Consider the following 12,474-nt stretch of genomic DNA (forward strand, 5'->3'; position numbering starts at 1 on the left):
TCCTCCGCACCCTCCGGACCCACCGGCACCAGAGCCTTCGGCAGAGTGTCGGTGTAGGGACGCAGACGCCGTCCGGCGCCTGCCGCCAGCACGAGACCTATCATCGCGAATCTCTCCTTGCTCCGGACAGTCCGCCGGGGCACACAGGGCCGTACGCCCCAGGACGCGGCTGTCCGTATCCGTGGGACATCTATGGGGACTTCTATGGGGACTTCTGAGGGGGAACGAAGCGCGGGCCCGGCAGGGTGAGCCGGGCCCGGAACCCAGTGTGGTCCCGCCCTGAGGGCGGGACCACACTCAGGTCAGGGACTGGTTCAGCCCTCGTCGGCCGAGGCCGTGACGGTGGGAGCGGTCTGCTCCGCGGCCACGGTCTTCTTCGCCGTGGACTTGGCGGCCGTCTTCTTCACGGTCGCCTTCTTGGCCGTGGTGGTCTTCTTCGCGGCCGTCTTCTTGGCCGCCACGGTCTTCTTGGCGGCGGCCTTCTTCGCGGGCGCCTTCTTGGCCGTCTTGCGCGCGGCCGTCTTCTTGCCGGCCGGCGCCTCGGCGTCGGCCTCGGCGGCCTCCGTCGCGGTGGGCTCGGGGGCCGGCTCGGCGGCGGCCGACGCGACGACCACGACGGCCGCCTCCTCGGACGCGGTCGGCGCGGTGGCCTTGCGCACGGCACGGCGGCGCGTACGGGCCGGGGCGGCGCTCTCGGCGGGGGCCTCGGCCACCGGCTCGGGCTGCGCCTCGGGCACCTCGGCGACCGGCGCCGGAGCGGGCTCCGTGACCGTGACCACGGTCTCCTCGGCCTCCTTGGGCGAACCGGCAGGCGCCGACACCTTCCGGGTGGCACGACGGCGCGTACGACCCTTGGGGGCTGCGTCCTCCTCGACGACGGCGGCCGGAGCCGGCTCGACGGGAGCCTCGACGACCGGCTGCTCGGCGACCGGCTGCTCGGCGGCAGGGGCCTCGACGACCGGGTCCTCGATCGCGGCCGGCTCGGCCTCGGCGGCCTCACGGGACCGGGCTGCGGCCCGCTCGGCCCGCTCCTCACGGCGGCTCCGGGGAGCGCGCTCCTCGGCCTTCGGCGCACCGGCCGGAGCCGACGCGCGACGCGTGGCACGGCGGCGCGAACGACCGCGGCCGGCCGCGGCCTCCGCCTCGGCGGCGCTGCCGTACAGCTCCTCGTCCGGCTGGAAGTCCGGCTCGACCGCGATGGGCGCGGCGACCTCGGCGGCCACCTCGGCCTCCGTCTCGACCGTCTCCGGCTCCTCGGCCGTCTCGTGCGTGTCGTGGTCGTGGTCGTGCTCGTGGACCTGCTCGGCGCCACCACGGCCGCGCTTCTTGCGCTTGCCGCCGCCACCGACGGACGTCGGCTGCTCCATGTGCACGATGACACCGCGGCCGTTGCAGTGGACGCAGGTCTCGGAGAACGACTCCAGCAGGCCCTGGCCGACCCGCTTACGGGTCATCTGGACCAGACCCAGCGAGGTCACCTCGGCGACCTGGTGCTTCGTACGGTCGCGGCCCAGGCATTCCAGCAGGCGGCGCAGGACCAGGTCGCGGTTGGACTCCAGGACCATGTCGATGAAGTCGATGACGACGATGCCGCCCAGGTCGCGCAGCCGCAGCTGGCGCACGATCTCCTCGGCCGCCTCCAGGTTGTTCCTGGTCACGGTCTCTTCGAGGTTGCCGCCCTGGCCGGTGAACTTGCCGGTGTTGACGTCGACGACGACCATCGCCTCGGTCTTGTCGATCACCAGCGAACCGCCGCTGGGCAGCCAGACCTTGCGGTCCAGCGCCTTCATCAGCTGCTCGTCGATCCGGTAGGTCGCGAAGACGTCGACCTCGGAGGTCCACTTCGAGAGACGGTCGGTCAGGTCGGGCGCCACGTGCGCGACGTAGCCGTGGATGGTGTCCCACGCCTCGTCACCGCTGACGATGACCTTGGAGAAGTCCTCGTTGAAGATGTCGCGGACGACGCGGACGGTCATGTCCGGCTCGCCGTAGAGCAGCGTCGGGGCGTTGCCGCTCTTCGCCTTCTTCTCGATGTCCTCCCACTGCGCCTGCAGACGCTCGACGTCGCGGCGCAGCTCGTCCTCGCTCGCGCCCTCGGCGGCGGTGCGCACGATGACGCCCGCGTCCTCGGGGACGATCTTCTTGAGGATGGTCTTCAGACGCGCGCGCTCGGTGTCGGGCAGCTTGCGGCTGATACCGGTCATGGAGCCCTCGGGCACGTACACGAGGTAGCGGCCCGGGAGGGAGACCTGGCTGGTCAGACGTGCGCCCTTGTGGCCGATCGGGTCCTTGGTGACCTGCACGAGGACCGACTGGCCGGACTTGAGGGCGGACTCGATGCGGCGCGGCCCGTGGGCCATGCCGAGCGCCTCGAAGTTGACCTCACCGGCGTAGAGCACGGCGTTGCGGCCCTTGCCGATGTCGATGAAGGCGGCCTCCATCGACGGCAGCACGTTCTGGACCTTGCCCAGGTAGACGTTGCCGACGTACGAGGTCGACTGCTCCTTGTTGACGTAGTGCTCGACGAGCACGTTGTCCTCGAGGACGCCGATCTGGGTGCGCTCGCCGCTCTGGCGGACGACCATCACCCGCTCGACGGCCTCACGGCGGGCCAGGAACTCGGCCTCGGTGATGATCGGGACGCGGCGGCGGCCCTGCTCACGGCCCTCGCGGCGGCGCTGCTTCTTCGCCTCCAGACGGGTCGAGCCCTTGATGGACTGGACCTCGTCCACCGCGTCGCCGGGCCGCTCGTCCCTCTTGCCACGGGGCTCGCGGACCTTGACGACCGTGCGCTCGGGGTCGTTGTCGCTCGACTCGCCGTCGCCACCGGAGTCACCGGCGCGACGGCGACGGCGACGACGGCGACGGGAGCTGCTGGAGCCGCCCGACTCCCCGCGCTCGTCGTCGTCGGACTCCTCGGCGTCCTCCTCGACCTGCTCGGCGGTGTCCTCGGCGTCCTGCTCGGCCTGCTCGGCGGCCTCGTCCTCGTCGGTGGAGTAGGCGTCGCCGGACTCGTGGTCCGAGTCGGCGGAGTCGCCACGGCGACGACGACGGCCGCCGCGACGGCGACGGCGACGGGAGCCCGCGGACTCCTCCTCGCTGTCGTCACCCTCGGCGGTGTCCTCGGCGTCCTCGGGGGACTCCTCCGGCTCCTGGGCGTCCTGCGGCTCCTCGGCGGCCACGGTCACCGGCTCGTCCTCGACGGCGCGGCGACGGCGACGGCGACGGCCGCCGGTGGGCTCCTCGACGGCCTCGGCCGGCTCGGGGGCCTCCACGGGCTCGGGCTCCTCGGTGCTCGCTCCCGCCGCCTCGGCGGCGGCGGCTGCGGCAGCGCGCTCCGGCGTCTGGAACATCGGCTCGGCGAACACCGGCGCCTGGAAGACGGCGACGGCGGGACGGCCGGGACGCCGCGAGGAGTCCTCGGTCTCCTTCGGCGCGGGCGCCGAGAAGCCGCCGGCGGCCTTGCGGGTGGCGCGGCGGCGGCCACGGCGCGGGGCATCGTCCTCGGCAGCCGGGGCGTCCGCCTGTACGGCCTCGCGACGCTCGGACTCCGCGGGCTTGCTGTCGCTGGTCACGGGCGCCTCCACACGCTCGTCGGCGGCGTCGCCCTCGGCCGCGCCGGCCGGGGCGGAGACGCGCCGGGTGGCACGACGACGGGTGGCGCGGCGGGGAGCGGCGTCCTCTTCCGCTTCCGCCTCCACCGTTTCGGCGGGCGCCTCGGCCTCCGCGGGGGCGGCGACGGGCTCGGCGGGTGCCGTCACCGTCTCGGCGGCCTCGGCAGCGGCGGGCGCGGCGACCCGGCGCGTGGCGCGGCGGCGCGTACGGCCGGCGGGAGCGGGCTCCTCGACGGGGGCCGGGGTCTCCTCGGCCGCCTGGGCGGCGGGCTCGGCGACGGCCGCGGGGGCGGGCATCACCGTCTCGGCGGCCTCGTCGGCCACCGGCACACCGGCGGGGGCCGAGACACGGCGGGTGGCACGGCGGCGCGTACGGCGCGGTGCGGCGTCCTCGGTGTCGACGGCGGGGGCCTGGGCCGCCTCGTCCGTCTCCTCGGCCTCGGCGTCCACGGGGTCCGTGGCGGCGGGGTCGGGTTCGTCCGCGACGGATTCTGCGGACGCGACAGCCGGTATGGCCGGCGCGGTGGTCTCGGCCGCGGCCTCGGAGGCGGCGGTCGGAGGACCGGCGGGGCGCGACGCCGCACGGCGGCGGCGCCGCGGCGGCAGCGTGTCGCTGGGGCTGTTGTTGTTGTCGTCGGAGCCCGTGGAGGGCTCGGCGGCTTCGGTCGGCTCGAGCATGCGGGTGGATCTCCCGTCAGGCTCCCGGGCGCCGCGCCTGGTCCGGCAGTGCCGGTGACGTCCGCGGCTCGCGCGATGCGCGGTGCCGCCGTCCGGGGCGCGGGCGCCGCACGGGAGCTCTCTGTGTCCTGTCTCGCCGGTTCCGTACGCCATGTGTGCGTACGGCCTGGCGAAAGTCTTCTGGTGGGGTGCGCTGCCCGACCCAGGTGGCTCCCGGATACGAGGGCGGCGCTACGACGTGCGTCCTTACGCGGACTTCCTTACGCCGACGCCTTCGCGGCGGCAGTTTCGGCGGCCCCTGTGCGATCGGCTGGGGCGGCTGCGACTGCCTCGCGGTCGGGCGCGAGCGGGTCGGTCACCGTGCCGGTCTCTTCATCGAACAGCCCCTGCGCCAGCCTGGTCACCGCTGCGGCGACCGGCGGCGCCAGGTCGGCCACGGCGCGAAGACCGGACAGGACGTCGTCGGGTCGAACGGCAGGCGTCACGTGCCGAACAACCAGCCGCAGTATCGCACAGGCCTGGTCGCTCGGCCTATCAGCCTGGGGACCGTGCGTCCCGGGGACCGTCTCAAGACCCGCCACGGCGCTCCGGGCATCGAACGTCCGTACGCCATTCTTGGTCTTGCGGCTGACCTCGACGGCCTCGGCCGCCGTGAACGCCGCCACCGCGCGCTCCGCCTCGGCCGGTTCCACGCCGTCGAGCCGCAGCTCCCACACGGAAGCGGTGAGCCGGTCGGCGAGACCCGAGGTGCGGGCCTCCACCGCCTCGATGATGTCGAGGCCCGAGGGCATCGACTCGTCGAGGAGCTCACGCAGCTTCTCCGGGTCGCGCGCCTCGGTGAGCGCGATCTCCAGGTACTCCGCCTCGCTGCCCGTGCCGGTGGGTGCGGCATTGGCGTACGACACCTTGGGGTGCGGCGTGAACCCCGCCGAGTACGCCATCGGTACGGCGGCACGGCGCAGGGCGCGCTCGAAAGCGCGCTGGAAATCACGGTGGCTGGTGAACCGGAGGCGGCCGCGCTTGGTGTAGCGCAGTCGGACGCGCTGCACCGCCGGAGCGGGAGGCGGGCCTTCGGGCTGTCGCTTGCCCAGTGTCGTTCAGTCCTTCGTGAGTGCGGTCGTACTGCTACCTAGAGTACGTGTCCCGCCCGCGACTGGTTCCCGCGGACCGGGCTGCTCCGTCTCCCGGGGGGTGCCGGCCCATGTTTCCGGGGGTGGGGCGGGCCGTGATTCCGGCGCCGTGACGAGCTGTGGCTCCCTGGGTGTGCCGAGGAGCAGACGGCGGAAGTCGGCGCGGGCCTGGCGCGCGCCGTCGCGGGCGGCGGCCAGGGCCTGGCGTGCCGTCCGCCCCGCGCTGCGTGCCGCCTCGGCGGCGGGCTCGAGCACCAGGTCGCGGACGGTGTGCCCAACCGGCGTCAGCACCGTCCGGTAGGCCCAGCGGGCCGGATCCACGAGGGTCCACCGCAGGAGCCGTCCGAGGAACCGTCCGACGGCGAGCGAGATGTGTCCGGCGACACGCCACGCGTGCCCGAGGGCCTCGCCGACCTCCCGTCCGACGACGGCGAGGACGCGGCCGACCGGGACGAGCACCCAGCGCCACAGCGCGAGCGCGGGCAGCACCAGCAGAAGGCGTGCCGTCCAGTAGAAGACGGCGCCGATGCCGAGCAGGATCATCCGGACGACCCACACGAGCCCGGTGAGCAGCAGGACGACCGCCCTGGCCACGGGCGTGAGCACCCACGTGTGGAGCCACCGGGCCGGCACGACCACCAGGTGACGCGCCAGCCAGGCGACAGCCGTCCAGAGTCCGCCGCCGACAGCGGCCAGGACCAGCCCGATGCCCCTCAGCAGGGCGGCGACCGCGTGTCCCACGGGCGTGAGCAGCCGCGCGTACATCCAGCCCAGCACCAGCCCGACACCGCCGGCGAACCAGGCGAGCGCGTGACCGAGCGGGGTCAGGACCGCGCGGTACAGCCACACCGCCGGCACGACGAGCAGCACCCGTCCCAGCCAGGCCAGCACGGTGCCGGCCGGCACGACGACGTACCGCCACAGGGCCACCCACGGCCGGACGAACAGGGCCCGCGCCACCCAGCCGACGACCCGCCCCAGCGCGCGCAGCACGGTGTCCCGGAGAAGCCTTCCACCGACGACGCACGCGTCCCACAGCATGCGCACCGGCACGACGAGCACGAGCACCACGATCCGGACGGGAACGCGGATCGCGACGGCGAGACAGCCCTCGGCCGCCACCCCGGGCGGCCCTGGCAGCTCGGCCGACGCGGCAGACGGTTTTTCCAGATCCATACCTGCCTAGACGCAGCGACCACCCCGATGGATGCGACACACGGGCACCCGGCGTCACCTCGTCGGCCGCGGCGCCGGCCGATGAGTTCCCGCCCCTCGCGGAGTCTGAGTCTGCGCAAGGGATAAGTCGCGTACGAGCTCTGTGAGGGGACCATGAGCGCACTACCACCTGTCGTCGACACCGCGACCTGGGAGAACCGGCTGGAGACCCTGCGGGCACGGGAGAAGGCCGCGACGCGGGAGCTCGACGCCGTCGCGGCCGAGCGCCGCCGCCTGCCGATGGTCGAGATGCCCGCGTACACGCTGGAGGGGCCGGACGGACCCGTCCGGCTCGCGGACGTCTTCGAGGGCGAGCGGCAGCTGATCGTCTACAACCACATGTGGTTCGCCGGCCAGGAATGGCAGTGCCCGGGCTGTACGGGGTTCACCTCGCAGTACACCCGCCTGGAGTTCCTCGACCAGTACGACGCCCGCTTCGTCGTCGTCACCCAGGGGCCCATCGACGAGGCGCTCGCCTACAAGGAGCGGGTCGGCAACCGGATGCCGTGGTACTCGACGGCCGACAGCCCGTTCGGGGCGGACGTCGGAGCCCCGCCCGACGGCGGCTTCGCCGTCAACGTGTTCCTGCGCGACGGCGACACCGTCTACCGCACCTGGCACACCGCCGGCCGCGGCACCGAGCAGCTGAGCCACACCTTCGCGCTCATCGACCTCCTGCCGTACGGACGCCAGGAGGAATGGCAGGACTCCCCCGACGGCTGGCCGCAGTCCCCCACCTACAGCCGCTGGGCCGCGTCCAAGGACATCGCGGCGGCCTACGGCCCGGGAACGGGCCACGCCTGACCCGGGCCCGCGCACGAACGAGGCGTCCCCTTCCCGTCGGGAAGGGGACGCCTCGTTCGGTTCCGCGACACACCGGCTCTCAGTGCGCGTGCCCACTGGCCGCCGGAGCCGTGTTCTTGACCGTCAACGGCAGCAACTTCTTGCCGGTCGGGCCGATCTGAATACTCGTGTCCAGCTGAGGACACACCCCGCAGTCGAAGCAAGGGGTCCAGCGGCAGTCCTCGACCTCGGTCTCGTCGAGGGAGTCCTGCCAGTCCTCCCAGAGCCAGTCCTTGTCGAGACCGGAGTCCAGGTGGTCCCAGGGCAGGACCTCCTCGTAGGAGCGCTCGCGGGTCGTGTACCAGTCGAGGTCCACACCGAAGTCGGGGAGCGTCTTGTCGGCGCAGCGCATCCAGCGCTCGTACGAGAAGTGCTCGCGCCAGCCGTCGAAGCGGCCGCCGTCCTCGTAGACGGCGCGGATGACGGAGCCGATGCGGCGGTCGCCGCGGGACAGCAGTCCCTCGATGATGCCGGGCTTGCCGTCGTGGTAGCGGAAGCCGATCGAGCGGCCGTACTTCTTGTCGCCGCGGATCTTGTCGCGGAGCTTCGTGAGGCGGGCGTCCGTGTCCTCGGCGGAGAGCTGCGGCGCCCACTGGAAGGGGGTGTGGGGCTTGGGCACGAAGCCGCCGATCGAGACCGTGCAGCGGATGTCGTTCTGGCCGGAGACCTTGCGGCCCTCGGCGATCACCTTCATCGCCATGTCGGCGATCTGCAGGACGTCCTCGTCCGTCTCGGTCGGCAGGCCGCACATGAAGTACAGCTTCACCTGGCGCCAGCCGTTGCCGTAGGCGGTGGAGACGGTCCGGATGAGGTCCTCCTCCGAGACCATCTTGTTGATGACCTTGCGCAGGCGCTCGGAGCCGCCCTCGGGCGCGAAGGTCAGACCCGACCGTCGGCCGTTGCGGGTCAGTTCGTTGGCCAGGTCGACGTTGAAGGCGTCCACGCGGGTGGAGGGCAGGGAGAGGCCGACCTTGTCCTCCTCGTACCGGTCCGCGAGGCCCTTGGCGATGTCGGCGATCTCCGAGTGGTCGGCGGAGGACAGGGAGAGCAGGCCGACCTCCTCGAAGCCGGTCGCCTTCAGGCCCTTCTCCACCATCTCGCCGATGCCCGTGATGGAACGCTCGCGCACCGGGCGGGTGATCATGCCCGCCTGGCAGAAGCGGCAGCCGCGCGTGCAGCCGCGGAAGATCTCCACGGACATGCGCTCGTGGACGGTCTCGGCGAGCGGCACGAGGGGCTGCTTCGGGTACGGCCACTCGTCGAGGTCCATGACGGTGTGCTTGGACACCCGCCACGGGACGCCCGACTTGTTGGGCACGACGCGGGCGATCCGGCCGTCGGGGAGGTACTCGACGTCGTAGAAGGCCGGGATGTAGACGTTGCCGGTCCTCGCAAGGCGGAAGAGGACCTCCTCGCGGCCTCCGGGGCGGCCCTCTGCCTTCCAGGTCCGGATGATCTCCGTCATGTCGAGCACGGCCTGCTCGCCGTCGCCGATGACCGCCGCGTCGATGAAGGCGGCGATCGGCTCGGGGTTGAACGCGGCGTGCCCGCCGGCCAGCACGATCGGGTCGTCGAGGGTGCGGTCCTTCGACTCCAGCGGGATGCCGGCCAGGTCGAGGGCGGTCAGCATGTTCGTGTAGCCCAGCTCCGTGGAGAAGGACAGGCCGAACACGTCGAAGGCCTTCACCGGGCGGTGGCTGTCCACGGTGAACTGGGGGACCCGGTGCTCGCGCATCAGCTCCTCCAGGTCGGGCCAGACGCTGTAGGTGCGCTCGGCGAGGACGCCCTCGCGCTCGTTCAGCACTTCGTAGAGGATCATGACGCCCTGGTTGGGCAGGCCGACCTCGTACGCGTCGGGGTACATGAGCGCCCAGCGGACGTCGCACTCCTCCCACGGCTTCACCGTGGAGTTGAGTTCTCCGCCGACGTACTGAATGGGCTTCTGCACATGCGGGAGCAGGGCTTCGAGCTGTGGGAAGACCGACACAGCGGTTTCGGCAGACATCTCGCGAACCTTCGTGAGCCGACAGGGGTGACCATCCAGCGTAACGCGGGTGGGAAGCCCCTCCGTCCACGGTCGGCCGTCCGCGGGTGGCCGGCGTCAGACGGACGCCTGCTCCAGCGTCGCCCTCCAGGCCTCCGGCAGCGCCGCCTCGACCGCCGCCGCGCGCTGCTCCTCGCGCCCGTACAGCACGCCGTACGTGAAGGAGCTCTCCCCCGCCGCGTGGGCCAGGGCCGCCAGTTCCCGCAGGGCCTCACGGGTCATCACGCTGTCCTGGTGGTCGCCGAGGAGGCCCTGGAGCGACTTCATCGCCTTGGCGAGTCGGGCGGCCGGAGCGTCCAGCGCGGGGACGGCGGCCTCGGCGGAGTAGCGGGCACGCTTGGCCTTCTTGCGGGCCTCGTGCATCGCGAGGTCGCGGTCGGTGCCGGGCTGCCCGTCGAGGGCCTGCCCGACGAGTCCGGAAACCTTCGCGAAGTCCCTGCGGACCGCCTTGGCGATCACCTTTTCGGGGTCCCCGGCGGCGGCCCCGAGCAGCGGCGGGTCGGTCACGAGGGTGTCGAGGGCGGCCAGCAGGGCCAGGTACCGCTTGCCGTCGAGGACGGCGAGCAGGCGACGCCGGGAGCCGCCGTGGCGGGCGTGCGCCCAGGTGCGCAGCCGGGCGCGGACGGGCCCGCCGACCAGGGTGCGCGGCAGTTCGGCGAGGGCCTGGGTGAGGCGCTCGGTGAGGACCTCCCGGTCGCGGTCGACGCCGAGCTCGCCGGCCAGCCACTTCAGCTCCTCGCCGATGGGTCCGGTGACGGCGGGGTCGAGGACCTTGGCGTACGAGCCGAAGGTGCCGCGCATGCGGCGGGTGGCGACCCGCATGCTGTGCACGGAGTCGTGGACGTCGCGGCGGACGGCGGGGTCGAGTTCGACGATGGCGTCGCGCTGGGCGCGGAGGTGGGCGAGGACGTGGTCGCCCGCGGTGACGGGGTCCGCCGCGCGCCCGCCCTCCTGTGCCCGCTTGCCGGACCGTTTGCCGGACTGCTTGCCGGACTGCTTGCCGGTCTCGGCCAGGGCCTTGGCGAGTTTGGAGGGTGCGGCGGAGCGGTGGAGGCCCGCCTTGCGGAGCTTCTTCTCGACCTTGTCGAGGAAGGCGGGGTCGCCGTCGTCGGCCAGTTCCACCTCGATCTCGGTCCAGGCGGCGGTGCCCCCGCCTCCGTCGAGCCGCTCCGCGCGGACCCGGTCGAGGCTGACCTCGGCGAGCAGGGCGCCGGAGCCGTCGACGAGGTGGCGTACGTCGCGGGCGGACAACAGGCGGACGAGGGGGACGAGTTCGGTGTCGCGCACGCGGGAGCGGACGAGGCCGGACAGGGCGCGGGGCACGGTGTCGGAGAGGGGCGCGCGGATCTCGTCGCGTACGCCCTCGGAGACGGGGAGTTTGAGGTGCCAGCCGGCGTCCGCGCCCCCGGTGCGGCGGCGCAGGGTGAGGGACGCGGCGGCGAGGCGCTGGTCGGGGGTGTCGTAGTAGGTGGCGTCGAGTTCGGCGACGCCCTTGTCGACGACGGCGGCCACTCCGGGGACACCGCTGAGGTCCGGGAGGCTCTCGGTGCCGTTCTCGGTTGCGGGACCCTCGTACTTGCGCTCGATCTCGCGTTTCGTGTCCGCCATGAACCGAATCTAGACGTGATTCGGGGCCCTGGGCAGTCCCTGATCAGCCTCTCCTGGCCGGCTTGCGGTGCCGGCCGGTGCGGCAGGGCGGCCGGGGAGCGGCCGGACCTCCGGGGTCATCGCCGCCCGGCCGCCCCGGGGCACCTATGCCGACATCGGCCGCTGCACCCTGATCGACTGCAACAGCCCCACCGCGACCCAGACGGCGAACATGGAGGATCCGCCGTAGGAGACGAACGGCAGGGGGAGACCGGCGACCGGCATGATGCCGAGCGTCATGCCGATGTTCTCGAAGGCCTGGAAAGCGAACCAGGCGATGATGCCGGCGGCGACGATCGTGCCGTACAGCTCGGTCGTCTCGCGGGCGATGCGGCAGGCGCGCCACAGGACCACGCCGAGGAGCACCAGGATCAGGCCCGCGCCGACGAAGCCGAGTTCCTCACCGGCGACGGTGAAGACGAAGTCGGTCTGCTGCTCGGGCACGAACTGGCCGGTCGTCTGCGAGCCCTGGCCGAGGCCGGTGCCGAAGAGGCCGCCGGAACCGATGGCGATGCGGGCCTGGTTGGTGTTGTAGCCGACGCCCGCCGGGTCGAGGTCGGGGTTGGCGAAGGCGGCGAAGCGGTTGATCTGGTACTCGTCGAGGATCTTGAGCTGCCAGACGGCGATCGCGCCGAGGGCGCCCGCGCCGATCAGGCCGAACACCCAGCGGTTGGAGGCACCGGAGGACAGCAGCACGCCGAGCACGATGATGACCGCGACCATGATGGTGCCGAGGTCGGGCATGAGCAGCACGATCATCATCGGGACGGCCGCCAGGCCCAGTGCCTGGAGCACCGTGCGGTGGTCGGGGTACTGCTTGTCACCCGCGTCGACTCGGGTGGCCAGCAGCATCGCCATGCCCAGGATGATCGTGATCTTGATGAACTCGGCGGGCTGGAGCGACAGTCCGCCCGCGACGAGCCAGTTGCGCTGGCCGTTGATGGTCGCGCCGAGCGGGGTCAGCACCAACAGGATCAGGAAGACCGAGAGGCCGTACAGGATCGGCACGGCCGTGCGCAGGGTGCGGTGGCCGAGCCAGATCGTGCCGATCATCAGGCCGACGCCGATGCCCGTGTTCATCAGGTGGCGGATGAGGAAGAAGTACGGGTCGCCCTGGTTGATCTCGGTGCGGTTGCGGGTCGCCGAGTAGACGAGGGCCGCGCCGATCAGGGAGAGCGCGACGGCCGACAGCAGTATCGGCCAGTCGAGCCGGCGGGCGAGCGAGTCGCGGGCGAACAGCCGCGTCCAGCCCGCGCGCTCGGGTCCGTACCCGGAGACGGAGAAGTTGTTGGCTCCGGTCATG

General features: G+C 72.5%; 8 protein-coding genes. 1 reads left to right on the plus strand and 7 read right to left on the minus strand.

Annotated features, from left to right (window positions below; genetic code table 11):
- The 4 genes from ACIRQH_RS21225 to ACIRQH_RS21240 form a co-directional block, all read right to left on the minus strand.
- A partial coding sequence (locus ACIRQH_RS21225) for a sugar phosphate nucleotidyltransferase (RefSeq protein WP_358820751.1) occupies positions 1-104 on the minus strand: 104 nt, incomplete at its 3' end.
- A 210-nt stretch (positions 105-314) separates the two neighbouring features.
- The gene (locus ACIRQH_RS21230) at positions 315-4,292 is read right to left on the minus strand and encodes an Rne/Rng family ribonuclease (RefSeq protein ID WP_404226801.1); all 3,978 of its coding nucleotides are present in this window, start codon (positions 4,290-4,292) and stop codon (positions 315-317) included.
- Positions 4,293-4,552: 260 nt separating this feature from the next.
- Positions 4,553-5,341 (minus strand): TIGR03936 family radical SAM-associated protein, encoded by a 789-nt coding sequence (locus ACIRQH_RS21235; protein ID WP_388877777.1) that lies wholly within the window; start codon positions 5,339-5,341, stop codon positions 4,553-4,555.
- Positions 5,342-5,389: 48 nt separating this feature from the next.
- Positions 5,390-6,598, minus strand: a complete 1,209-nt coding sequence (locus tag ACIRQH_RS21240) for a hypothetical protein (RefSeq protein WP_404226802.1) — start codon at positions 6,596-6,598, stop codon at positions 5,390-5,392.
- A gap of 153 nt (positions 6,599-6,751) precedes the next feature.
- Here ACIRQH_RS21240 and ACIRQH_RS21245 point away from each other — a divergent pair, with 153 nt between their 5' ends.
- Positions 6,752-7,441, plus strand: coding sequence for a DUF899 domain-containing protein (locus ACIRQH_RS21245; protein WP_388877783.1), 690 nt, complete (start codon positions 6,752-6,754; stop codon positions 7,439-7,441).
- Positions 7,442-7,520: 79 nt separating this feature from the next.
- On the opposite strand, the gene ACIRQH_RS21250 is transcribed toward ACIRQH_RS21245, so the two are convergent.
- The 3 genes from ACIRQH_RS21250 to rodA form a co-directional block, all read right to left on the minus strand.
- A complete protein-coding gene (locus tag ACIRQH_RS21250) occupies positions 7,521-9,485 on the minus strand; it encodes a TIGR03960 family B12-binding radical SAM protein (protein ID WP_388877786.1) in 1,965 nt (654 codons plus the stop codon).
- A gap of 96 nt (positions 9,486-9,581) precedes the next feature.
- Positions 9,582-11,132, minus strand: coding sequence for a CHAD domain-containing protein (locus ACIRQH_RS21255; protein ID WP_404226803.1), 1,551 nt, complete (start codon positions 11,130-11,132; stop codon positions 9,582-9,584).
- 144 nt (positions 11,133-11,276) lie between these two features.
- Positions 11,277-12,473, minus strand: a complete 1,197-nt coding sequence (rodA, locus tag ACIRQH_RS21260) for a rod shape-determining protein RodA (protein ID WP_358819295.1) — start codon at positions 12,471-12,473, stop codon at positions 11,277-11,279.
- Between the last annotated feature and the right edge of the window lies 1 nt (position 12,474).

This window comes from Streptomyces sp. NPDC102279 (assembly GCF_044766365.1).
Lineage (GTDB): Bacteria > Actinomycetota > Actinomycetes > Streptomycetales > Streptomycetaceae > Streptomyces.